The sequence below is a fragment of the Pseudomonas ficuserectae genome (genome assembly GCF_024584585.1).
In the GTDB taxonomy this organism is placed as follows: Bacteria; Pseudomonadota; Gammaproteobacteria; order Pseudomonadales; family Pseudomonadaceae; genus Aquipseudomonas; species Aquipseudomonas amygdali.
The window spans coordinates 1,428,474-1,451,910 of record NZ_CP085684.1 but is presented as its reverse complement, the minus strand read 5'-3'; the positions used below and the strand labels follow the sequence as shown (position 1 = coordinate 1,451,910).

General features: G+C 53.4%; 18 protein-coding genes. 10 read left to right on the top strand and 8 right to left on the bottom strand.

The genetic code is table 11. From position 1 onward, the window contains the following. Positions 1-355 precede the first annotated feature (355 nt). Complete coding sequence (locus tag LJU29_RS06515; RefSeq protein ID WP_024678831.1) at positions 356-724, top strand: histone-like nucleoid-structuring protein, MvaT/MvaU family; 369 nt, start codon at positions 356-358, stop codon at positions 722-724. Between the two features lie 298 nt (positions 725-1,022). Here the strand turns inward: LJU29_RS06515 and LJU29_RS06510 are convergent, their stop codons facing one another. The 5 genes from LJU29_RS06510 to LJU29_RS06495 form a co-directional block, all read right to left on the bottom strand. Further along, positions 1,023-1,226 carry a hypothetical protein gene (locus LJU29_RS06510; protein ID WP_032608730.1) on the bottom strand — a complete coding sequence of 68 codons (204 nt, stop codon included), beginning with the start codon at positions 1,224-1,226 and terminating at the stop codon, positions 1,023-1,025. 84 nt (positions 1,227-1,310) lie between these two features. Further along, positions 1,311-1,943 (bottom strand): HAD family hydrolase, encoded by a 633-nt coding sequence (locus LJU29_RS06505; RefSeq protein ID WP_257111859.1) that lies wholly within the window; start codon positions 1,941-1,943, stop codon positions 1,311-1,313. A 49-nt stretch (positions 1,944-1,992) separates the two neighbouring features. Further along, positions 1,993-2,361: a DUF6957 family protein gene (locus LJU29_RS29535; RefSeq protein WP_371321908.1), complete on the bottom strand. Its 369-nt coding sequence runs from the start codon at positions 2,359-2,361 to the stop codon at positions 1,993-1,995. Positions 2,362-2,703: 342 nt separating this feature from the next. Further along, the gene (locus tag LJU29_RS06500) at positions 2,704-3,000 is read right to left on the bottom strand and encodes a hypothetical protein (protein WP_024678825.1); all 297 of its coding nucleotides are present in this window, start codon (positions 2,998-3,000) and stop codon (positions 2,704-2,706) included. Beyond that, a complete protein-coding gene (locus tag LJU29_RS06495; RefSeq protein WP_257111858.1) occupies positions 2,997-3,740 on the bottom strand; it encodes a metallophosphoesterase family protein in 744 nt (247 codons plus the stop codon). Before LJU29_RS06495 ends, LJU29_RS06500 begins: the two co-directional genes overlap by 4 nt. Positions 3,741-4,024: 284 nt before the next feature. On the opposite strand from LJU29_RS06495, the gene LJU29_RS06490 reads away from it, so the two are divergent. The 5 genes from LJU29_RS06490 (at position 4,025) to LJU29_RS06470 (ending at position 8,307) form a co-directional block, all read left to right on the top strand. Beyond that, positions 4,025-4,501, top strand: a complete 477-nt coding sequence (locus LJU29_RS06490) for a helix-turn-helix domain-containing protein (RefSeq protein ID WP_257111856.1) — start codon at positions 4,025-4,027, stop codon at positions 4,499-4,501. Between the two features lie 162 nt (positions 4,502-4,663). Then, on the top strand, positions 4,664-6,571 hold the full coding sequence (locus LJU29_RS06485) for a DUF7380 domain-containing protein (protein ID WP_257111854.1): 1,908 nt from the start codon (positions 4,664-4,666) through the stop codon (positions 6,569-6,571). A gap of 175 nt (positions 6,572-6,746) precedes the next feature. Further along, on the top strand, positions 6,747-7,013 hold the full coding sequence (locus LJU29_RS06480; protein ID WP_080269596.1) for an antirestriction protein ArdR: 267 nt from the start codon (positions 6,747-6,749) through the stop codon (positions 7,011-7,013). A gap of 307 nt (positions 7,014-7,320) precedes the next feature. Further along, positions 7,321-7,809 (top strand): hypothetical protein, encoded by a 489-nt coding sequence (locus tag LJU29_RS06475; RefSeq protein WP_024678820.1) that lies wholly within the window; start codon positions 7,321-7,323, stop codon positions 7,807-7,809. A gap of 69 nt (positions 7,810-7,878) precedes the next feature. Next, positions 7,879-8,307: a hypothetical protein gene (locus LJU29_RS06470; protein ID WP_024678819.1), complete on the top strand. Its 429-nt coding sequence runs from the start codon at positions 7,879-7,881 to the stop codon at positions 8,305-8,307. Positions 8,308-8,310: 3 nt separating this feature from the next. On the opposite strand, the gene LJU29_RS06465 is transcribed toward LJU29_RS06470, so the two are convergent. Beyond that, positions 8,311-9,375, bottom strand: coding sequence for a DUF3800 domain-containing protein (locus tag LJU29_RS06465; RefSeq protein ID WP_024678818.1), 1,065 nt, complete (start codon positions 9,373-9,375; stop codon positions 8,311-8,313). Between the two features lie 269 nt (positions 9,376-9,644). Then, on the bottom strand, positions 9,645-12,521 hold the full coding sequence (locus LJU29_RS06460; RefSeq protein WP_257111848.1) for an AAA family ATPase: 2,877 nt from the start codon (positions 12,519-12,521) through the stop codon (positions 9,645-9,647). A 277-nt stretch (positions 12,522-12,798) separates the two neighbouring features. On the opposite strand from LJU29_RS06460, the gene LJU29_RS06455 reads away from it, so the two are divergent. The 3 genes from LJU29_RS06455 (at position 12,799) to LJU29_RS06445 (ending at position 18,459) form a co-directional block, all read left to right on the top strand. Beyond that, entirely contained in the window at positions 12,799-16,764 is a 3,966-nt protein-coding gene (locus tag LJU29_RS06455) for a DUF4365 domain-containing protein (protein WP_257111847.1), read from the top strand. 292 nt (positions 16,765-17,056) lie between these two features. Beyond that, the gene (locus LJU29_RS06450) at positions 17,057-17,929 is read left to right on the top strand and encodes a hypothetical protein (protein ID WP_257111846.1); all 873 of its coding nucleotides are present in this window, start codon (positions 17,057-17,059) and stop codon (positions 17,927-17,929) included. A gap of 5 nt (positions 17,930-17,934) precedes the next feature. Continuing rightward, on the top strand, positions 17,935-18,459 hold the full coding sequence (locus tag LJU29_RS06445; protein ID WP_257111845.1) for a hypothetical protein: 525 nt from the start codon (positions 17,935-17,937) through the stop codon (positions 18,457-18,459). 118 nt (positions 18,460-18,577) lie between these two features. Here the strand turns inward: LJU29_RS06445 and LJU29_RS06440 are convergent, their stop codons facing one another. Continuing rightward, complete coding sequence (locus LJU29_RS06440) at positions 18,578-20,737, bottom strand: YecA family protein (protein WP_257111844.1); 2,160 nt, start codon at positions 20,735-20,737, stop codon at positions 18,578-18,580. A 904-nt stretch (positions 20,738-21,641) separates the two neighbouring features. Between LJU29_RS06440 and LJU29_RS06435 the strand changes: the two genes are divergently transcribed. Then, complete coding sequence (locus LJU29_RS06435; RefSeq protein ID WP_054085218.1) at positions 21,642-23,351, top strand: ATP-dependent nuclease; 1,710 nt, start codon at positions 21,642-21,644, stop codon at positions 23,349-23,351. The last annotated feature ends 86 nt before the right edge of the window (positions 23,352-23,437 follow it).

Here is a 23,437-nt window from a genome sequence, read left to right as displayed (position 1 = left end):
GTGTCACACTCATCGGCTGCCGAAGGCCGTTTCTAACGCTTCGCCAGTACAATGACAATAGCTGTCTCGCCCGGAAGCCATCTCGGCGTACAAAAGGCTACTGCGCATCCTGTCTCCAAGGGTTTTGTTCCACGTCATAGTACATAGGTACGAAGAGAGGCTGGAGTCATCGCGAAAGTAATTCTTCTAACAACGCTCGGGTCGATCATTACCGTTTCAGCCTGCATTGTCTGGATCAAAAGCACTGCATCCGCTTAACACTTTGAGCCTCAAGTTAGCCCATGGCCAAGCGGATCTGGATCGCGTGGTGCTACCATCGTACCCACACGTCCCCTACACAGAGACAGGATTTCCAATGTCAAAACTCGCAGAATTCCGCCAACTCGAACGCCATCTCGCCGAGCAGTTAGCGGCGTTGGAAGCAATGAAAGGCGACAAAGGCCTTGAGCAAGAAATTGAATTTGAAACCAAATTGCGTGGCTTGTTGGGCGAGTACAACAAGAGCTTAAGGGACGTCATCTCGATTCTTGATCCTCTGGGCGGCTTCAAGCCAGGCACGGCTGCTGCCGCGCCGGTGAAGGGCACACGTAGGCCTCGCGCTGTGAAACTGTACAAGAACCCGCATTCGGGTGAGGTGGTTGAAACCAAAGGCGGAAACCATAAGGTTTTGAAAGAGTGGAAAGCTGAATACGGCTCGGACACTGTGGAGTCCTGGATTTCCTGATCGCTGGGCAGGCTTGCCCTGAGGGTGGGCTCTTAGCCCATGGGCCTCTGACTACTACAAACTTTGGAAGCCCAATGAAGCACCAAACCAGCCCAGTCCATCTCACACCAGATGAATTCGCATCGATGATGGAAGAGTTCGATCAAGCTGGTGCGTGGATGCAGGAACAGCTTACGCGCAACGCTCAAGCTCAAGCTCAAGCTCAAACTGTCCTACTCTCAGAGCAATGCCTTAAGAATAGTCAAACGCCCCCGCCCGGCCCAGCCGAGCAGGTGTGAAGAGGCCCCAAAGCAGTCTGCTAATGTTTGGGCTTGGATTTTAGCAATCCGATTCTGTCTGACGCTGCGTAGCTGATGGAATCGGTGAGCTGGGCCTGCATGTCGTGAAATTTTTCTTCAAGCGCCGGGTAGCGACCAGCCTCGCGCAAGGCTCGGAGGACTTCGAGCATCTCGACAGCTTCTTCGAGAGTCATCTGGATATCGCAGTACACGCTTGCGCTCATCACTGCCTCCAACCTCTCCAGTGGCGTCATTCAGGATATTTGAGAAGGCGAGGTGCCTTGTTCTGCGACATTTGTACAGCGCGGCTACGATTCGCGAAGCACGTGCCTTGCGAAGACCATCAGATCATTGATGCCACTACACTGTGATCTGTCTAGGTGTATGCCAGTGATACCTACTTCGCGTGGGCCATGACAATCACAGCGCAGTGAATCACCCACCATGATGACTCTGTTCTCACCAAATCCATTGTCAGATTCGACGCCTAGCATTTCGCAGGTTGACTGATACATCCGTGGGTCTGGCTTAATCAGGCCAATTTCATAGCTAAACCCGAATGCATCCATGGTCGGAAATAACCTTCTGACAGCGCGACCGTATGGGTACGCAAGGTTGCTGCAAACTGCAAGCAGGAGACTACACTCCTGCAGCAAGGCGACAGCTTCTAGGGCATCCGGGTATGCCACGACGGAGCTAATTTCTTGCTCAAGCATCTCTTGAATTTCAGCCAACCGTGCAGGGTGGACGTTGATGCCCAGGTGATCAGCCGCTTCGGACAACCCACCGTTAAACCTCATCAAATTTTTTGCATCGTCGGGCCTCGGACGACGTCCGTGCCGAATCCCTTCCTTCAAAAGCTGTCGATATGGATGTCTGCCAGGCTTGATTTGCAAAATCGTCCCGAAAGCATCTAAAAGCACAGCCTTGTATCTCATCATTCGTCACCTTGTTCCGAGGGAAGGGGTCGGGCCACTCAATGAACAGAACTCACGAAGTTAGCGTGGTATCACTCAGCCGCAACTGGGCAGCCCTCACCACGGAAGCGTCCGCCTCCTTCCTAAAGCCTCGGCCCATAAGTATGTAGATGGTGCCGGCGGTTTCGAAAACCCCATCTTGGTTGTAGGACGTTGCAAACCCAGACATGACGCTGTCCCCACCGCGAAGCCTGTGGCTGTTATCTATCTGGACGTGGTGAGCGTACATGATCATAGGCAGCATTGGTTCCGGAAGCGGCACAGCCCCATCTGGACTGATCATATCAATCAGTACCCAGCCCGAAACCGCGCACCAAGGCTTACCTGAGGCCCGAAGCTTTTGCTCGATCGCAGAAGCGGCCCGTGAAGAAGCTCCTGCCATAGACTGACCTTCTAGAGAGATCATTTCGAAGAATAGTAATAGCTCCATTGTCATTCTCCGGGCAGCGTCAGCAGGTCGCAGCCTGGCGCAATCAGTACGTACGCGCTGCCTGTGAGGGTAATTGCGACGAGGTGATCTGCAATTTCGACAAACTCCAAGACATCGGATGTCCGAATCAAACGACCATTTCGGAACCGATCCTTGTGGTCAAAATAAACTCTACCGACCAGGCTAAATCCCTCAATCTCAGGCTGGTGCAGATACGCAGTGATAGCCCGCCCAAAACTGATCCTTGAGGCTGCCAACACCTCGATCGGTACGAACGCTCTTATAGCCACTGAGTTAACCCTTCCCCTGCTCGGTGACGATAACGTAGTGATCCTTTCCGCAGACGCTGCGCAACATCACAAATTCATCCTTGCGGAAAAGTCGCGTGACAGGTGGAGTGACCACTGTCATGCCATCCTCAGTGTTACCCGATAGATCGAAATAAGCCTGAGCAGCATACCTGTCGCCTATCCGCGCTGCGCCCAAAAGGTATGCGTCTATGGTTACACCCCAGTCGATGTTGCTGGCCACCAACACCTGAGACGGAATCGCCGGCGACGGAGATAAACTCGAAATCTGCCTGTTAGTCATGTGGTGATCTCCACAATCTTGTCCGGGTCGAATCCCGTTTCTTCGCCGGGATATCCCCGCTGATTCGAAATCAACCGACATTCGCCAAACAGGACATCGATGGATCGATGGGTGTGGCCGAAGATCCACACATTGGCCTTTTCCACTAATGAGTGCCAGCGATTGAAATAAGCTGCGCTGACGTGACCATCATGCTCATCGCCGGCAGCTTCTGAGATCGGGCAGTGATGGCTCACTACCACCGTTGTCCCCTCAAAAGGTGTACTGAGCTCTCGGTCAAAAAACTCACGAGTCGCCCGATTCTTTGCAATGAGGTCAGCCGGGCGAAGACGGCGATAATGGGTATCTGCGCGGATCATCTTGAAGTCATTCATCACACTCGCGCAGGTCATCGATGCTGCGACCACATCGCCCGTAGCGGAAAAATCCGTCCACCCCGTTCCGACCAAAAATCTGACATTGCCATGAGTCCACGATTCGTTCTCCAACACGTGGACATGATGCGCTGCAGCGGCTTTCATCTTGCTCAACGTGCGATCAAGGTGGCCTCGGTACAGCTCGTGATTACCGCAGCAATAGATGACTGGGCAGGTAAACGTCTCATTCGCCCAAAGTACACCTCTGGTCTGCAGATCGATGTCTCCTGCGAGCACGACTAGGTCGACCAAGTCGACCACGTGTTTTGGAGTCGGAAACGGTGCGAACTCATTGTGCAAATCGGATAAAACCAAAATTTTCATGATAACTCGTGGGTTCGCAGGACAGCTTGGTGTGCTGCTGATATGCGCTTTTTGGCCCAGTAAGGGACAGCCACCAATGATCGATTTATGGGTATATTGAACTGACCATTACGCCTCTCAGCCCAGCCCCCAAAAAAGGTTTTCGCGTTTGCTCCATTTATTGGAAAGGGACGCGCGCCTGAGCAATGCCAGCTCTGCTCACAGCAGAAGTCCCCTATAAGCAACTATATACAGTGGAAGGGGACTAGGCAACATGGCTTTATCGTTAGCTTTGGGGAAGCTCCATGAACCTTAGGCTCGCGATCGGCGCAGTGCTTCGCACGCTACGCAGTAAAGAAAAGCGAACCAGGGAAAGCCTCGCAGAAGCTAGCAGCCACACCTACCTGGCAAGATTGGAACACGGAAAATCAGGTATCACTGTTGAGAAGCTTGAGCTCATTAGCGAGACCTTCGGGATCAGCCCCCTGACATTTTTGACCCTCGCCCTAGCGACCAGTAAGGGGGAGACGATTGACAGTCTTCTACGTCAAGCGCGCACCGAACTCGACGAGTTCGAGGCGGGCGGTGGACTGGACACGATTACCAACCAGGTCAAGGACGGTGAGCTGGTCACACGGCTCCCCGGCAGACAGATCGACTCGCAACGGCTGGAGAATGTCCTCAAGTGCAAAGCCCAAGGGATGACCCAGAAAATGACTGCAGAATCGTTGGGGATCAGCAAGCAGACGGTCAATAAGCTCTGGACGCGGGGCAAGGAATGAACCGCTATACCGATTCTCATATCTCGTTGTTTATTGAGCGTGTAGTCCTTCGACTTTCATTTCGTTGAGCACCCGCTGAGGTCTGGGACTACAGAGGGTAGGAGTAACTGAAGAGTGAACGCCACTGACCAACCGGATCCAGCTCGACAACCTGACAGTGGAATGAGCGAGCAACAACTGCAAGCGACCGCCGCAGAGCCAGACGCAGCAACCAATAGCGAGCCTAATCTCTTTGATTTGGAACTGGCGTCGATCAAGGACTTCCAGCAAACGAAGATAAGCCGCCTGCTGGAGACCATCGACACGCTCGAATTTTACTCGCTTGACGCCCAATTCAGCGCTCTGTCCAAACAGGCACTTGCCGAAGGTCAGCGGGGTGTTTATCTGGCTTATAGAGTACTGATGGTAGTGTGCTCGTACCATTTTTCCGTTGATCGCCATGATGCCTTCGGGCCAAGGCTGACCAGAGACGGAATGCGCACTCCTATTCCCGCAGACATCGCCGGTGAGCAAAGCCAAGTACTCGCCGCTATTGCGGAGAATATCGATCATCCACTCATACGAGCGCGGGTTGCCGACGTAGCGTGGTACAACCACAAAAGCCTTCACAAATGCGCTGGCTTAGCCATCGAGGCGTATTGCGAAGCAATCGAGTTCTATCTCGACGATAAACTCTCCTTCAGCTACGAACCGCCCTCCGGCTTGTCCTCCAAAGTTGTAGACCTGATCCACCGGGTGTTCCATATCATCGCAAACACCGGAAAGCGGAAAAATCCCCCTGAGGTTGCTGTTGCCTTATGGAGGCGCTTGTACGTTCAAGCGGATAAGCTTCGGTGCCACTCATCGTTTGATCGACTTGCTCGCCTAGGGCAGGCCTTCAGCCTGATTGAATGGACGCTGGTGGCCCAAGACGCAGAGAGGTCGGCAAACGATGCTGAGGCAAGTGATTATGCCTTGGCGGTCAAAGTGCTATGGGAGCTTGCTGCTCAGGCTCACCAGCAGTCCAAAGACCACGAGGGCTTCAAGCGCTGCAAGCTAAGGTCGATACAACAGACCCTCAAAATGGGCGAAGGAGTGGACAGCTTCTTGGCCAAAGCGAGCTGGACGCGAGATGCTATTCGGGAGCTTCGATCAATCCCTGGAATGCAGAAAGAGCTAGAAGCCTTGAAGGCCGATCTACTGGATCAGCAAGCACAAGCGGCTCACGAGTTCTCAGCTTTTCAAACTCCCATGGATCTGAGCGAAGATCGCCAAGGAACCATCGATATTTTCAGAGACCTGACGCTTCCAGACTTCTTTTACAGACTTGCCCATATTTGCAATGTGCCGCAGAAAATAGCGTTGCACACAGACATCATCAAAGATCGCAGCGATTCCTTTTTGTCCGACCTGTTCAGTGGACGGATTTACACAGATGTTTTAGGTCGTGTGGTCAATCAAGCTCCTGTCGTAAACCTGAACGAGACACCACCCCCCGAGTGGTATGCGCACGAGAGCCTGATCCCCCTTGATATCCATTACCAGATGGCAGTCGAAAGCCGAATTAAACCTGCAGCTCAGACGTTGCTGACAAAATTCGCTGTCGACGATCGCCATCTGATGGCGATCACTTCGGCCAGCCATTTCGTTTGCCCAGGGTTCGAACACATCTATGCCTTGGGCCTCGCGCGCTTTCTCCAAGGCGACATGATGTCTGCGTGTCACCTGCTGCTCCCTCAGCTAGAAAACTCTCTGCGCCATGTCCTTATCGACTCAGGTTTCGATACGTCGAAACTCGATGAAGAGATGCGGCAAGAAGACAGGTCGATCAGTGGACTGTTGAAGAATCGACGCGATGAGCTGGAGTCGGTTTTTGGTGTGGATCTGATCTACACCATTGATCTTCTCTTCAATTTCAAGGGCGGGCCATGCCTGCGCCACGAACTGGCGCATGGAAAGTTGGCCTCTGGCAACTGCTACCTTCATTCAAGCATTTACGCATGCTGGTTGATGTACTACCTAGCTTGCCTGCCACTACTCGCACACTGGAAAACCCATGTCGCACCACAGCTGGAGGAGATAGCGCTCTGAACCTCCCTGCAAAAGCACTGCTGGATGTGCTTGGAATTCACAAGCGATGCCAAGCTCCGTCAGATAGCTACTCTACATCTGGAAGAAACGACCTCCATCGGCAGCCTCTGGTATGCCTAGCCGCTGGAGGACTTTAGCTACTAGAGTTGTGCAGCCAAAGCCAGCAACGGAGAAAATGCAGCTTATGAATCCATCGTTTGAGGTGCTACTTACGATCGCTACCCAATGGAAAGAGCGTCACAGAGAATGCCTTGGCGGCGTTGTACTGTTTTGGGAGGGCGAGGCGTACGCCTGGAAGGATTCCCTGCGGGACGCTGGACATGAGCGACCAGGTGTGCCCGCGATTGACGAAGCGGGTAACGTATTTATCGCAGAAGGCGGCGATGACTATAACGGTGCTAAATGTTGGGTTGTCGTTGACAAGGCTATGCATCAGCGTTGAAGAGCTTCGAGTGCGTCTGGCACATCCAAAGGAGATTGCCTTCGCGGTTTTGATCCGTCCATTAGGACAGTGGAAGCCGAGCCGCGCTTCGGCACTAAGGCAGTTTTAACACTGTAATTGAAGGTCGAGAGCGATCTTGAGCCTTCCTGGAGACCTTACTCTGATGGTTCCGACAATCAGGGCATCGAGCGCAATCTGGCGTGGAAGGATCGAGCACCTATCTCTCCGATTCGCATCCGAAGCTATGCTAATACCAATCTGATGTGGAGCCGTAATTCCGTCCTCAAGCGGTTGGCCGAGGATCGTGTTGCTCTCGGCGGTGCCTTCGGCGACCCGCGATGCCCGTAACAACTTTGGCGTCCAAGCCGGCGCGCAGTTGCAGAAGCCGCTTGAAATCATGAACCGTACGGCACGGTATTTGACTGTCCCGGAGGAGCGTCCACCTAGGCTCTGGTCGATGCTCACGCGGTTGATCGGCTATGAGTTTATCGTCCGCGCAACGACCAGAGGATTCCTCCCAGGTCATTGGCCACGGGAGAGCAGCATTGCCATTTTCAAAAAACAAAAAGTCATCGTCGTGCTGCATGTCGGTGTTTATGCAGAGCGCGTCAAACGTACCAGGAACATCGGCTTGGCTGATCACGCCGCTACAATCATTGTCGAATGCGTACAGATGGTCGAACTTCAGCTCGGCAGCCTCAACAAGCGCCCAGTCCCAAGGACTCCAAAATGTGGGCCGTTTATCCATGGTCTGACGCGTCAAAATGCCGCGCGATGCTACTACGTGACCGCGTAAATCGCTTGTTGATGCGTTTGGCCAGCGGCCAGCTAGACTGAGGTCTTTGACTTAAAAAAGGACGCTAGGATGATCGAGTCACCCTATGTTACGCACCGTGAAATCCTACTGAACGGTAAATACGGCACGGCCTACCTCCTTCAAGAATTTGTCCTTTACCAGTACGATCCCGAGCGGTACTCATTTGAAATCGATCACCATCGCGGGGGATTCGACAGCAGACACCTTCAGGTCTACCAAGATATGAAGCAATGGTTCGGGGACAACGGTCTTTCATCAACAGGCTTCAAGGAGATCGCTGCGACCATCCAGGCTCGTTGGATCGGACAGGCCGAAGCTAACCGTGCTGACCTTCTTCGCTTACGTGAAATGCGTCCAGAGGATTATCCGAATGAGCCGGGGGCAGATCAGCTGGATTCCTACCGAACGAAGCTCGCGAACCTTGAGATGTTTCATCAACGTTTTGTAGACAAGGGCTACTTGGACGCCGATGGCTAGAGCTTAGTCAGGCGAAGGGGTCGATGAAAAATTTCTGGCGTAGTAATCGATCAATGCCGAAGCCTGCGTCCCCTTCCTGAAATTCAACTGCTCACTCATATCCAAAGATGGAAGCATGTGGATCAATTGTTCTTCAGCAAAGAGCTCAACAACGCGTTCCGAATCCAGCCCATCCACTAGCCTGCCAGTCATCCTCTGAGCCGCCTCAATCGTGGCGCCGATCAAAACGTCGGCAAGCTGAACCGCTGGACTCTGTTTGGAATCAACCTGTGTAACAGCGGCTAACTTGAGTGGAAATCGGATGCTAGCGATAGCAGACTGCCGAAATTCAACCTCGTCGGTGTGATGGATTTGACGTTGTATGAGATCGTGGTAGGTCAGCAAATTTTTTGACTGATCATGCTCGACCCGATAGGCGCCGGTGCTCATTTGCTCCATGCGTGAAATGAGGGCTAGCAATACCGGCAACGCCATATCGGTAGTGACTCCGGGGGTCGCGATAGCACCCAGGCATTCCGGTGCCGCGTGGAATGCCAAAGGCCCTAGGGCTTCCGGAAGTTGTTGCCAATGTGTCTGCTGAGCGGCGGCGACAAGAGCTGCGAGGGCAGCGCCACTTTTGAGCTTCATCGCCTCTTGAAATCTGCGCTCCAGCTTCGCCATCGGCTCAGGCCCCAACATTGTAGGGCCAGCGTAGTAGAGCAATGATGCCAATGCGTAATTCTGCCCATCCGCATAGAAATCGATTTCCCGCTCGTAGTAGAAGGGCTCGACCGCGTAATCCAGAAATTTGAGCAGCAGGGCGAAGCGCTTGTCGCAAACATAGGTGACGCATTTGTAGTTCGCCAGAAGATCACCGATCAAACCCAAAAGCCTGGGATGATTGCTTGAGCGCTTGGACAATGATCTGTATTTCAACTCGGGGGCCTGCAGCTTGGGAAAATGCTCTCGAATCAGCCTGGCAGCGTCCACATCTTCAATGCCGATCGCCGAAGCGCCTTGGAAAGGCTGCGCTTGGTTCAGAAGGTCAAAGCCTGTGTAACCGCTTTCATCAATTCGGAAGCATTCCAAGCGAATCACCTTTTGAGGGAATTATCGAAGCATGGGGCGGTGCCCATTCTTGTACCGCTGTTCAAGGGCCAACCAGCGACTGGTAGACCTTGCTTACCCCTCCCTCCAGCCCCTTCACTGCCTGAGAAACAGTAAAGCAGCCGTAACGCACACCGTCCTTAGCACGCGCTGCGACGTTCAAAAAAACGACAGCATTACGCTTATTCCTGATAAATCTGAAAAGGTCGATCAGGTGGGCTCATCCAAACGGTGGCCTGCAACATACCGCACTAGGCAGGCGGCAACTCAGCGGGTAGCTCCCCGGCTCGCGCGCGGTCAGCCATGCTCACTACGCAGCGCTCGATGAACTGAAGCTCCTGCGTGAGCTCAATGGCGCGCTTTTCGAGCGCCTTCAACCCTTCCCGATGCTCCTTTTGTACCTCTTCAGGTGCTCTGGCGAGTCCTGCCAATTTCCTGCGGCCCTTCTCGATTTTTTCATTCACCTCTGCAAGGTACCTTTCTCCGAAGTCCTTTTTTTTGCCCATGAAAAGCTGGCATTCCAGGAAACGGATCGCGTCATAGATTTTCAAGACCTCACCACTGGTCTTGGAGTGCACAAAGTTCAGGCTTCCTTCATCAAAGGCGTGATGCTCCTGGTTTTGGCCGCCCCAGTTCACCAGATCATTCTTGATGAAATTGAAGTGCGATAGGTCGTAGTCAATGAAGGGTTCCACAAGCTTGAAGGTGTGCTCAAGACTCACCTGCAGGTACATACTCTTCTTGAGCTGCGATTTGTTGAAGTTCGCGGTGACCTGGACGCCGTTCTCTATACAGAACTCCAGTACCATGGACTCGAACCAGATCCGGCAATACAGCAATGCTTGCCGAACGTCGAAGACCGACATCGCCACGTGCACCTTTTTCTGAAAACCACCTGCGTGATCAATGACCACGATGCCTTTATTCGTATAGCTGAGCACATGGTTGGCGTGCTGGTCGCATTGAGGATGACGGTCAGCGATGATGCAGAAGCGCTCCCAGAAGAGGCGATCATGGGTGGTCACCACCATCTGGATCCGGCGCAGGTAAGTGTCATTGAAAAACAGATCAATGATGTTGGATCGGTGATCTGTGTCGATCGCATTGACGACGTCATCAAAGACGATGAGCGGAAAATTGTTTTTCTCAGCCATCGCCAGAAGAATCGATAAGCCCAATGCCCTCAGATGCCCCTCGCTGAGCACGGCAAACGCATCCAGCAGAGATCCGTCCACGTTGGTAATCTTGATGCGGTAGCTCTCCGTGAGCCTTTCAAAGGTCAGTGTCTCTATCTGCTCATGGTCATCGTCATGATTATTGATCGCGCGGTAGTACTCGGCAGCCTTGGCTTCGATCCCTGTGATGCGCGCTTTTTCGAGCTCTAGCTTGTAACCTAGCAGGTCGCCATACAGCGTTCGGTATTCAGCCTCAAGATCCTTGAGCAACTGGTTGAAGTGGCTGTTATCCACCGAGTCATTGAGCAAAGCCGTTCTCTGCCCTATCAGCGCAAGCATCCTGTCATTGGCGTCTGTGAACCCGGTTAGCGCCTGGGTTTTGAGGTCAAACTGTCGTTTCAGCGACTCATCGACCTGCTTGAGGTGTTCGATGAGCGCATCCAGACGAGCCGCTTGAACCTCCGCCTGATCAACCTCCCGTTGCTTGCGCTCGCAGGCACGCAGATAGGCCTCGATCTGGACTGTACTGTCAGCGCAGAGCGCGATGAAAGCATTGAGGACAGACGCCGCCACTGTCGAGCGGTCAGTCGCCGTATGGAACTCTATGAGCACCGCGTCCAATGCGTCCATCGCCAGTGGGCAGGGTACATCGGCATAGGCATTGGCCTTCACGGAACTGATCCCGGTCGCGATCCTTGAAGCCCAGAGGACAACTTGAGCATCATTTTTCTGTTTGGATTGCTTCAGAGCCTCCAGAGCCCCGAGCGCCTTGATCTGATCACGAGCCCTTTCAAACGGGTTCACCGTGACTTGGTCAAGGGGCGTCAAACAGGCGGGACAGGTCTTCTCAGACGGCTGTTCGGTGGCTTCCAAAGCCTCCAAGGCTTCAAAAACAGCGCGATAGTTAACGTCACTGGCCCTTTTCAGAAACAGTGTCTCGATCTGCGTTTTGCGGCTGAGCAACCGCTTGGCGATGGCAGACGTACGCGCAACATGCTTGATGGGAATGACCACCGGTGCTTTGGCGGCTCGCAGTCGCTCGGCCCCACGGATGTGCATGTCTATCGTCTTGCGCAGCCGCTTTGCCTTGGGACGAATTTCGAAATCCTGATCGGCCCGCAGCCCCAAGAGCTGACAGGTTTGCGAAATCGCAGCGTACAGATCTGCCCTGTGCTTGCTCCGCACTTGGCCAAGCTCTGTTCGAGCGCGTTCAAGGTTCGTCAGGGCCTCGGCCTGGTCGGCACGCATGAATGCCTTGAGCGTAAAACTGTCAGGGCGCACGAATCGGGAAATGACTTCCTGAAGCTCTTCCAGGCCGAACAAGGTCGCCAAGACATCACTTTCGCCACTGCCAGTGTCCTTGGAGCCCAGGAGCGAAAACTCCTGAAGGCGATTGCGATCAATAAAGCAGCTTGACCAACTGATACTGGGCGCAATTTTGAGCTTATTCGTTCCCAGGAGAGCGAGCTGGGGCTTGGTTTCTCCTCGTGCAATGTACTGCTTGACCTTGGTCTTGCGCCTGGCGGCTTCCTTGATGTCCCCAGTGGTGCAAATTTCGATGGCTTCACAGAGCGATGATTTGCCGCCGCCATTGGGCGCGTAGAAAATGTTTTTCAGCTTACTGAATCGAATGAACGTGCCTTTGTCGTCGGCACCAAACTCGCCAAAGCCCCGGAAATTCCTGACGCGCAGGTGATCTAACGCCCCCAAGCCCGAGGGTGTTATCCGATCCAGTTCAGGCCTTTTATCGAGCACTTTCTTGAAGCGAGCAGCGACGCGCTGGTAGTTACGACCCAGCAAATGATCCGACGCAGTGGTGATGTGTGACTTGATGTGGTCGGAGTAGCGGCCCTTGCTTTGGTTGGCCTGGTACATACACCAGAGAAGCACCAGGTACGCATCAGTACGCCCCTCAAGGTTCTGCCTGGCAAAACTTAAAAGGTACTGACTCATTGCGCCTCCTCCCTGGTACGCATCAGCGTAACCGGACTGGCATCAGGAAGCCATTACCGAGCGTTGTGGATGGGCCGCTGTCCGGAAAAACTTGGGCGGTTTCATACAACATGGGGGATGCACCCAACCTGACTCGCAGCCCCAGTTACAGAGATATTGATCCCATAGTCTGATCCCAAACCCGGTTTGACGCCCGGTATACTCAGGACAAATAGTGCTGCATCAAAACGCCGTTCAAGCCTCCAGCACCCATTTTTGATAATACCGAGGAAGCACCATGCCAGTTGACGGGCCTCTACCTGGGACGGGTGATCAGCACGACATCAATGCCGATGCAACACGTTGCCTGATGGCTCGACATCCCAAGAATTGGCGAGTGCAAAGCCTGGAAGGGACTGACGACTATGGCTATGACTTCCAAGTGCAGACCACGCCGAATCAACAAGCGACGGATATTTTCCGTATCCAGCTTAAGGGCACCCGCTCTCCGAACCTGACGGCGGATGGCGAATACATTTCGGTGTCTCTGAAAGCCACCACTGTCCGCTATTACGCCCGAGCCGTAGAACCGGTACTTCTGGTGATCTGCGACCTATCGGTGAACGAAGATCCTGTCGACTGCCCCCTTTACTATGTTTGGCTCAGGGATGAGCTGAATCGCATCTCGGTCGACGATCTGTCCGCTGAACGCAAATCCGTCACCCTTCGTGCGCCCACAAAGAACGTACTAAAAATAGCTACGGATCTCTCGGAGGACATTCGCCACCAGAACGAACTGTCTCGCATGGGGCATATCCTGAGTGAGCGCGCGGAGCAAACACACCCAGGGATGCAAGCAGATGACCGCTTAACCCTGGTTCAGGGCGTGGTAAAAGGCGTGGCTGCACGAGGCTCCGCACTGATGAACGCCTTGGCAGGCCCAACGGAAGACTACTGGGTCAACCCAGCTCGCGGCACGCTTGCCTGGAACTTGACTCAGGCCAAGGCAGATCTACAGGTCACCGCGCTGGATCGAGCGAAGATCCAGCTCGATGAGGCAGAGCCAAAACTCGAAGGATCGGCCACCCTTGAGCGCGCAGAATATTGGCGCCTACGTGGCAACTGGCAGGTTCAAACGGGAGATAACAGAGCGGCAGTCTCTTCCTACCAGAACGCGTATGAGGTAACGCCGCTCCCCAAGTTCCGAGCAGCCCAGGTGGAAGCGGAGATCCGCATCCGATTCGAGAACGATAGCGACTCACTTGCAGAGCTACATGATTTACTGGAGGGTGCAGATCCAGCCATCATTGCCATTCGCTCCCGGCTGCATGCCGTGCAAGGGCATTACGAGTTGGCCGTTGAGCAGGCGAATTTGCTTGCGGAACCTCAACGGTCTTTCGCCAGAGCGTTTGCACATTGGCTGTCTGAAGAACCGGCAAATGCCCTGACGGACTGCGAGGCGGGCCTTGAAGCCTGTGACGCGTCCGATGACATTCGTGAACTGTTGCTGTTGCTTAGGGCCCGAGCCAAATTTTCCCTCGCAGTGGCCACCGCCACTACGCCGCGACGTGAATCTATCCCACCCGCAGGTCTTCCGGGTGTAGACCTTCAAAAGCTTGAGGAAGCTTGGGTTGCGATTAACGATGCTGTCCTGTCCATAAAGGCATCTGGCTGGGGCTCCAACATAGAGCAGCTCGTCGACATCTGGGGGGCCACAGCGTCGGCCCTTGGCAAGGCAGAGTCGATACTTGCAGACCTGAAGGATGCAGCGCAGAAGCGCCCGGACTTGCCCCATATCCATGAGGTCTTGCGGGGCATTGCGGGTCAATTGGCGGACTTCACCCTCGCATTGTCGGCAAATGATCAGTTACCCGACTCACCTGACAAGCAGTTCTGGGGCACGCTTCTGCTCTATGAAACCCGTAAATTTCGGGCGTGCTATCAAGGCTTTGGCGCATACGTCGGTGACGTGGATAGCAGCCACCCCCTGTTTGGGGCGGCTGTCACCGCAGCGTCTATTTCGGCTCACAAATCAGTTCAGACCGGCCTCGTGAACCAGTGGATGGGGCTGCTCGAAGCAGATCCTGCTCTGGCCCCCGAAGCCGCCCTCGCACAATTTTATCTCCAGTTGGAGATGAGCAGGTTGGCCAAGGATGAGGCGTTGAGGACGCTGCAGGCCAGGTATGAAGAACTGGATCGGCCCGTCAGTATTGCACTCACCCTCATCCACGAGCTTGACCCTACCGACCCGCAGAGCGCGCAGGCGTGTGTTCGACTCTCCGAAAGGATCACTGAGCACTATGTCCTCTCGCCTGCGGTGGCTGCGCGGCTTGGGCTGGCCTTGGTGACCTTAAGAGATTGGCAAGGCATCGTAGAGCTGTGTCAAAGCAATCGAGTTCGCGTTGAGCCTGGCGATCGAATGGGAGCCTTCGAGGCATTGGCACTTGATCACCTGGGCGAAACGGAAAAGGCCCGCGATCGGTTGTTGAAAATTGTAGCCACAGGATCTGACGATCCACTGGCACTGAACACCTATGCGACGATTGCCACGCGTTGCGGCTACGTCGATGACGCCGTGGAGGCAGCGGAAAGAGCGCTCGAAACTGCGAGATCCAAAGGGGAACAATTGGAGTTCGTTAAGTTACTGTTCTTTCTCATTCAGTTTTCCGACCCAACGAGCGAACGGCTACTGGAGCTGGCCCTGCGAGCGGGCGAGCTGGTGGATCAGAGTGTAGAGAGCCAGGAAGGCACCTACTTGATGATGCACCTGAGCGGCACTCTGGGTGGACGCAGTGACATCGACCTTGCCAGGGATAGAGAGCAGTTCCGCACACGCGCTGATGCATTCTTCAGGAATTTCCCGAATTCCCGGATGCTCTGGAGAGGCGAAATCCGAGAGGGCGCCTCTGGCACGGAGTTGGTGGAAAGCCTGAAAGCACTGACTGGAATGACGCCCGACAGAGAGGCCTTCCAGAAGCGGCTAGAGCGCTCCCTACAGCAGGGATTGAATACCGTTCCTTTCTCGTGGCGCCCACGACTGGTGCTGTCTTACGTTTGCGATATCGTGCACCTGTGGGAAATTGCCAAGGTGTCCAGCCGGGATGATCGCCAGTATCACTTGGCAATGGTCAACGATACAGGTTGGCAGCCGACCGGTGCCGATGACCTGCGCAAGCGAGTGCCTTTGCTGGATTGGACAGCACTGTTAGTCCTTAACGACTTGGGGCTGATCGACGCCGTCATCACTTTCTTCGGTCAAATTGCGGTGGCCAAGGCCACGATGGAGGAGCTTGCCGAGTTCACGAACCCCGTGTTTGGAAGCCCAAAGCGAAGCAAATGCTTGGAGCTACAGAACGCTTTGAAACCCCATCTCGCCTCGATCCTTCAGCCCTCCCCTCCAGAGGTGGCAAGCGAGGCATCGCCCGCCAGAGTCATTGGGCGCAGCAACAGTGAAATCGTGGAGATACTTGGCAAAGAGCCGGAACGGTACCGGCTCTATTCTGATGACGAATCGCTGCGGATATTTTGTGCTGCAGGTTCCGAGGTCGACGGTTTCTGCACGCTTGATGTCCTGACCGCAATGACAGAGGTTGGGCAGCTCTCCCCTATTGAAAAAGCCGGCAAAATTGCGCAGCTGTGCGAATGGCGGGTCGGGGTAATCGTACAGCTATCCGAAATTGTCCGGCTGCTCCCCCCGGCTGCCTATACTGCACGAACCGTACGTCAAGCCGTAGAAATCCTCGACGCTGAACCTAGGCTCATTTCAGTGATCTCGGCGCTCTGGGATTATCGAGTGCCCTTTGAAAAATCGCTGGGGCATGCAGCATCGGCGTTGCATGCACTAGTGGAGCAGGCTCAGCTTCCTGAGACTGGACTAGCTGCGCTGATGCGACACTGGCATGTCAAAGCAGCTATGAAAAATGATGCCCCTGATCAGGCCCTTGAGACCATAGTCCTTTTGATCATCACCGCCGCACTCATGGGTCATTTGCCGAAGGCTTGTGCCAAACGACTCTGGGCGGTTTACAGGCTGTTGGTCGAGTCTCACCATGGAGACCAAATGGACGAGCGTCTTGAGAAGGTTTCCATCCGGTTGCTAGGTTCGAAATGTGCTCAGTTGGAATCTGTAGCGGCTGGCGAAGGGTTGCGAATCTTCACCGAGCTCAATGAGAGCCTAACGGAGGGCACGATTGACCAGTCAGAGTTCGCCAACGCTTACACCACAGCACGAATAGCGGCGCAAAGCCCCAAATTCGGGCGATGAGTGCGGGCCGCAGGCACTGGACGCAGCGCTATGTGGCCCAAGTATGGTCGACGCTGGACGCGTCGCAGTTAGGGTTGGAGCAGATACCCTCACGCGCTTCTCGAAACGCTCTCTTGACCGCCGGAACGAAATCATCCGCATGACGGGCCGACGAGCCCCCCCCCCGCTCAACATCCGCTAGTTGGCGCGAATCAACCTCGTGATAGAAACGGCTACCGATGCTTTTCGGCCTGCTCAGTTTCTGGCCAGGGTGGTTATCATCGTAACCACAACACGACAGGGCAACGAGCTCATGACCTACGCACTTATAGACAATGCCACCCTCACAGCTGTCCAGCGTGCCACTGGAGCTGTCACGGTACAAAACACCGACACGATCAATGGAGACCTGTGCGCTGTAGAGAATTTCCTCCAGGGCATTCTTTTCTACGATGACCTGCTGTGCATCGACAACTACAAGCCTCAGCACCGGGAAGCGCGGAAAAAGCAGTTCCCGTACCTGCGCTTCGTTGACCCAACCCAGTTCGAACTGCAGACGGTCGACGAGGTTGCACAACGGGAAGCCGCGCTGATCCGCCCCGAGATTCGCGGAGGTAAGTTCGTCGATGAGGACTTCGCAGGTCTCCTGGAGCAGCTGAAAATGAACATGCTCTGCACCTGGGATAAATCTTCCAGCGTGTACTACCTGACCATGAGAATGCTCGGGCACCAAGCCACTGATGCCTACGGCAAGTACAGCGCCTTGAGCGCTGCAATCTTTGCCGAATTGGCAGACGTGGGCGACACACGTGGACGCTGGTCGCAAGAAGTGAAACTCGTAGGCTCCGATGGCCACATCTTCACCGAGCAAGACTTCGCCAGGAAGAAGCCCGAAGATTTCGGCGGCGCCACAAAGCAGCTTGAGATGTTCATCGCTTCCCTGAACTGGCTGGCCTACAAGTCCATCTACTATTCCATGGCAGCTAAGCACCTTAAGGCCGACTCGTTTATTCATCCGATACGCCATGCCTATCAGTTGCACTGGCTGAAAAAAAGCGGCTTCTTCGGTCACGACTTCACGGCTCGCCTCCTGGCCAACCTCTCCAGCAAAACACAGACGAGCATCGCTGAAATCAAATCTCACGGGGGTGCGCAGACTGTCGCTCTCGACCTGCCACTTTTTTAGCCTGGATGACCCAGGTCTCCGGCAGCGTGCCGAACGCGATCATGGCTGCCAAGCAGATTCGCGACGAAGACCACTTCGTCACCATCCGACAGACTCTGAAGGAAATACGGGTCGCGTTCGATGAAAAGGGCATCGGTGACGGCAACAGGTTGGTGACCAAATTGATAGGCGATGTTGACAAGATTTGCGGCGACCTGAAACGCAAATACGGCGTGCCCTCTGCCCAAGGCATCCAAGGAAGCTTCCTGATCAAAGCGGTTAACACCATGACTGGATGGGCCGGCATTCCGGGCTTACCGGATCGCGAGTTTGCCCTGTCCACCCCTGAGTTCATGAAGTCGCAGTCGACCAAGGCGTTCACGACCGTCGTAAAGGACATCACGGCTGAGCTGACGTCGATGGAGCGCCTCGGTGGTGTTCGAGACCTCATGGCCAAGTCGTTCGTCATCGACGAAGAAAAATTCGGCAGCCCGAAGGTTCAAAACCCCCGGTACCGCTACGCCACCTCTGATTGGCAAAAACCAATGTAAATGCCGCTGCGTAGCCCGCCCCAGGGCATTGCTGCACACAGGGCGGGCCGTTCTGATGATGGGAGGCTGCCCACGTTGATCTGCATTCAGACCTCAGCATGACGACGCTACGCGCAGTCTAGAGACAGCAGTTTTTGTACTTAAAACCGCTTCCGCAGGGACAGAGTTCGTTGCGCCCGTATTTCCTTGGGATCAACGCGCGCTCCATGGCTTTCATTCCTTGAGCTACTGATGAAGGAGGCTTCATTCCTTGGGTTAGGGCATCCATCGCTAGTGAGCGCTCCCAAGGAAACTCAAGCGTTACGCCGAATTGGAGTTCCCCCTCCAAACCAACCGACACGCCAAACCAACTTGCAGTTCGCTGAACGTACTTTCGCTTGGCGCACTGCACTTCTAGGACTTTAATGGCGTCCTCGCTAGGCTCAGGATTGCAATGCACACAGATCCCGCTCCCTGCGCCCGTCATACCAGCAGTGAAGTCATGCCGCTTCCCATCAAGCTTCGTCTGCTTGATAAGACTATCTATGGCTTTATGAATGGCGCTGCACGTGTCTTCCCCCATCGACAAAAGAGTGAATCCCAGCTCCATTGTTGACGGGACTGGACGGCGCTCGATCTGCTCGATCAGACGCTCGTAGTAGGATCCATTCATTTTTGTCAACAGTCCCTCCGGAACCCGCTTTCCTGCAAGTCCTTCACGCCTCACGATCATGGCGACATCAAGGTCAGCTGCGATCGAATCATCCAACATCAACATGCTGAATTCGTCTTGAAGCCACAGATTGGAATGAAGGTGATATGCAAGCGCGACGAGTTCATGACTGATCATTAACTTCTCGATCGCATCGATGCGCATGCGGACGTAGCTGAGGAAACGCAACGGCGTGTCCAGCATCTCAGCGAGGACATCGAGAAAGAATATGTCCATAACAAAGGGAGGGCGGATGATCGCATCAGCCGAATACTTCAGATACTGACTAGCCTGGAAGGCGAGCGCAGGGTAGTGATCCGACACCACGCAGAGCGGATAGATTTCTCTGATGTTTTCCGGTAAATCGACCGTCTGGCCCCGATCATTTTCAAGCCGGCACTTACCTGAAAGAATCGCCGTCGCACATTCGGCCCCCTGGTCGTAGGCTTTCTGAATCGCAGCTGCAAAGTCGGCCTTGATTTGTCCATCGCTGCCCTTGCGGGCGGCCAACGTCAGCTTTTTAGACTTGGCTTGGACGATGATCACCCGGTCGCCGAAAACAACCAGTACATCAGCCTCAGCAACGATCCTTTTCCCCTCGTACAAATTGACGTTGGTGTGGACATTTGCCGCACCGAACACCGCAACTAAACGACGGTAAGAGAATCGCTCAGTGAACGCGCCACGGTTGTCGGACGCCTGCTGCTTGTAAGCCTTGTCTTGGTTCATCCAGAAAAAAGGCGACTCGTACAGCGCCTCATAAATTGCGTAGTGAGAAAACAGCAGTACTGAGCCCCTTCCAGTCGGAAGCAGCGGAGTCGCATTCACCTGGTTGAAGTCACCCACCTCTTTGAAGCCGGCATTGTTGCCGCTAAACGAAAAAACGTCGAAGAATGCCTCAACCACTGCGAGATCTTGACTGGCACGCTGAGCAACCTCTGCCGCAGTAAATTCATAAAAACTCACCACCGACTCTAGTGGTATTTCTCCTGCCTTCAAGTCGAAACTCGACCGAGTGTCCTTCGTCGCTCTGGAGTCCATCAAATCACACATAGCTCTCGCGATCCGACACGCTTGCCCGCTGGAAAAACCTTTCACTCGGATAAGCCAGTCGTCATCGACAGCATGCTTCTCCACAAAGAAATCTCGGTACTGGAAGCTGTAAGCGGACTCGGCGCCATAGAAAATTGGCTCCTTCATCATTTCACCCTGCCAGAAATCGTCCATGCCTTCTGCGTTGCCGACGTGGCTGATCATTTCCACCATGGCCGCTCCACTCATTGACTGATGAAGCTCCTCCATCAGGCCATCAGTAAGCGTTACATAACTCAAGAGCGTTGCGTTGTCAGGCTCGGTCAAATCAAGGTGCTGCCTCATCATCAGCCCCAACAGCATGGTAGTTTCGTTCCGATTAAGACGAGTAGGATCGTACATATGGCTGAGATCGGAAGCCTCATGCTCCCCCTGAAAGGACACCATATTGTCTCGGTAGCAGATCCCGGCAATCGCATGAACGTAACCAGACTGGGCTGTCAGTTCGACAAGCTCTTCAATGACTTCAGCTTCACTTCGATTTGCAGCACGCATCTTGGTACTCCGCCGGGGGTTGCGAGGAAACTCCTGGTAGTTCTGAGCTCCGAAGCGCCTATTCCCTGAAGGCTAGCTATTCAGCCGATTGGCGGGCACTCCCAGCTTAGGTCTGCCTGAGGGTAGCTAGATTTTGAAGGCCTATTCAGGAGCTCACACACCTGATTTTTGACCGTGAGCGCCCCTCAGAACATTTGACCAAAATTTTAGGTAAACACAATTATTCAGCCTACACGCTAAACCTTCGCCTATCGAATCATTCAACAGGCGGTCTGCCACGGCCAACCACGTCGTGACGAGTGCATACGCAGACCTGAAGAGTTCGACTCGCACGAGCCTGCGTCGCTCGGCCTCCACCAGCCTCTCCGCTACAAGGCGCTGGTGAAAACTCATCACGCCTGCAATTTCTTCGTTGAGCCTCGCCACAGATGTTTTGGGTAGGCCCCTCAACATCCCATCCAGGAAGGACAGGCGACCCCAGAGAATACCTCGGCGAGCACTGATGTGATCACCTCTTTCGAGATCGATCTCGACCCTCTCATCCTTCACGTCCAATTCGAAACGCACGTTTATCAAGCGCAACGACCGCGGCGGCGGCCCGTGAGCAGACGGCCAAAAAACGATGGCCTCCATTCGTATTCCCTTGCCAAAACCACCTCCCCACGATCACAGCGCGTGGACGAAAATTGCCCATAACCCCTCAAGGTATGTATTCAGCCCCTAAAAGAGAACAATCCCAACGGCCATGAAAGCGCTCCCCACTTGAAAAAGCCAAGTAGGCAAACGATCAGAGGGGAAGTGATCGACATTGACCAAGAGGTGCCGGACAGCCGATTGCTCATAGCTCGCTGGTGACAGCAAACCAGGCACTGTGCCATTATCGGGAAAAAGTGATGGAGCACCTATGAAAATCAAAAGTTTTAGAATTAAGAACTTTCGCACAATCACCGGCGATCAAACAATCAACCTCCAAGATGGGATGACGATTGTAGGCCCGAACAATAGCGGAAAATCTAACACACTACTGGCCCTGTACTATTTTTTCACGGCCAGAACTGATCAAGTTGGATATTCTGCTGAAGCTGATCTCCCATTTGGCCACGACGGTGTTCAGACAAGTTTGACCTGCTTCTTTTCACTTGACTTATCAGACCCATTCGATAACGACATTCACAAAGCCTTGATAAAAATGAAAAAGCTTTTGGATGAAGAAAAACAAGATGATATCGCGACCAGCTTTTCATTAAACCTAGTCTTCAGACCAGTACCAGTATACCAAATCTTTCCAGGCGTCAAACAAAACTTAAAAAGACGTCTGGAGTACTCAGACCTACAACGCCATGTCATAGACAAAGTACTAAGTTATTTTAAATGTTACAGAATCCCATCTGAAAAATCCGTAGAAAAAATATATTCAGATTTCGTAATGCCGCTTGTTAAGAAAGAAATAGCCAAGGCTATTAGCCCATATCATGAAGTGATAAAAAACAGTATAAAATCCTTGAGCTCCAGCATCAATGACACTCTCCTTCAGTCAGGGGTAGAAAACGTTAACGTCACGTTAGACTATCCTGAAGATGCACTGGAAAACCTTATAGCCACGCTTGATTTAGAAGTAGACGACAGATCTAAGACCTCAATTTACTCTAAAGGAATGGGAGTCCAGTCAACTGTACTTTTTTCAGCGCTAGAATGGGTTACAAAGCAACAGTCAGATAATCATATCGTGTGGCTGATCGAAGAACCTGAAACCTATATGCACCCTGCCTTAGCAAACAAGGCATCTCGGGTATTGGGACGACTGGGCAAATCCTCAACCGTAGTCAAAACCACACATAGTCTGAGCTTTTTACCAAATGATCCACTAAATATTGCAGGCATAACATTCAGCCCTGAGGCAAACAGTACCACGATCACAACGTATAAAACTATCCACGATGCAACGTCTGATATCAGAGGCGCGCTGGGCGTTAAGTTTTCAGATTACTTCAGCCTTTCCGAAGTAAATATATTCGTAGAAGGCGAGACAGACGTTGAGTATCTAAAAGCCGCCATGGAAAGCTATAATCACAAGCATGAACGCAAGCTTTTCATGCAGAGTTGTGATTTGCGGGTAACCAGTTTTGGAGGTTGCAGTAATCTGGTTGGTTTCTTAAGAGCTAACTACGAATTCATACGAAAGGAAGTGGTTGCAGTATCCCTCTTTGACTGCGACGATGCGGGTCTTAAAGCTACTAAGGAGCTGAAGGGATATCTAGGAACTAGGGGTGGCTTTCTCCCCGATAGAGATTACACATATGTTCCTGGAGGTGCAATTGAAAGCGTATTTCCAGACGACTGGATTTATCAAGTCAAAGCAGAACACCCTAGCTGGCTGGAAATAGACTATGATGCGGCGAAGACAATCATCTCCGTTGAGGTAGAGGACAGTCACAAGAAACAATTTATGAACACTATGCTCGACTACATGCGCAACAACCCTTACTTTGACAGTCATCCTCCGAAGTTTGACAGCTTGCTTGAGGCATTAGACGAACGAATAGAGAAGGCTTACAAAAAGCTCTACTCACGAGCCACCCCCAAACAAGCACCCGCACTGGAACTTCTAGCATGAGCTAATTCAGTGCATTGAGACAGAACTACCAATTACGGAAATTCGCCGGAGATCTATTGGGACGGGTGTGTACGTCAGTCTCGCTT

What these genes read in the sequence shown, in the direction of transcription:
- LJU29_RS06515 (WP_024678831.1), top strand. Translation starts at nt 356, where the DNA reads ATGTCAAAACTCGCAGAATTCCGCCAACTCGAACGCCATCTCGCCGAG.
- LJU29_RS06510 (WP_032608730.1), bottom strand. Translation starts at nt 1,226, where the DNA reads ATGAGCGCAAGCGTGTACTGCGATATCCAGATGACTCTCGAAGAAGCT.
- LJU29_RS06505 (WP_257111859.1), bottom strand. Translation starts at nt 1,943, where the DNA reads ATGATGAGATACAAGGCTGTGCTTTTAGATGCTTTCGGGACGATTTTG.
- LJU29_RS29535 (WP_371321908.1), bottom strand. Translation starts at nt 2,361, where the DNA reads ATGGCAGGAGCTTCTTCACGGGCCGCTTCTGCGATCGAGCAAAAGCTT.
- LJU29_RS06500 (WP_024678825.1), bottom strand. Translation starts at nt 3,000, where the DNA reads ATGACTAACAGGCAGATTTCGAGTTTATCTCCGTCGCCGGCGATTCCG.
- LJU29_RS06495 (WP_257111858.1), bottom strand. Translation starts at nt 3,740, where the DNA reads ATGAAAATTTTGGTTTTATCCGATTTGCACAATGAGTTCGCACCGTTT.
- LJU29_RS06490 (WP_257111856.1), top strand. Translation starts at nt 4,025, where the DNA reads ATGAACCTTAGGCTCGCGATCGGCGCAGTGCTTCGCACGCTACGCAGT.
- LJU29_RS06485 (WP_257111854.1), top strand. Translation starts at nt 4,664, where the DNA reads ATGAGCGAGCAACAACTGCAAGCGACCGCCGCAGAGCCAGACGCAGCA.
- LJU29_RS06480 (WP_080269596.1), top strand. Translation starts at nt 6,747, where the DNA reads ATGCAGCTTATGAATCCATCGTTTGAGGTGCTACTTACGATCGCTACC.
- LJU29_RS06470 (WP_024678819.1), top strand. Translation starts at nt 7,879, where the DNA reads ATGATCGAGTCACCCTATGTTACGCACCGTGAAATCCTACTGAACGGT.
- LJU29_RS06460 (WP_257111848.1), bottom strand. Translation starts at nt 12,521, where the DNA reads ATGAGTCAGTACCTTTTAAGTTTTGCCAGGCAGAACCTTGAGGGGCGT.
- LJU29_RS06455 (WP_257111847.1), top strand. Translation starts at nt 12,799, where the DNA reads ATGCCAGTTGACGGGCCTCTACCTGGGACGGGTGATCAGCACGACATC.
- LJU29_RS06450 (WP_257111846.1), top strand. Translation starts at nt 17,057, where the DNA reads ATGACCTACGCACTTATAGACAATGCCACCCTCACAGCTGTCCAGCGT.
- LJU29_RS06445 (WP_257111845.1), top strand. Translation starts at nt 17,935, where the DNA reads ATGACCCAGGTCTCCGGCAGCGTGCCGAACGCGATCATGGCTGCCAAG.
- LJU29_RS06440 (WP_257111844.1), bottom strand. Translation starts at nt 20,737, where the DNA reads ATGCGTGCTGCAAATCGAAGTGAAGCTGAAGTCATTGAAGAGCTTGTC.
- LJU29_RS06435 (WP_054085218.1), top strand. Translation starts at nt 21,642, where the DNA reads ATGAAAATCAAAAGTTTTAGAATTAAGAACTTTCGCACAATCACCGGC.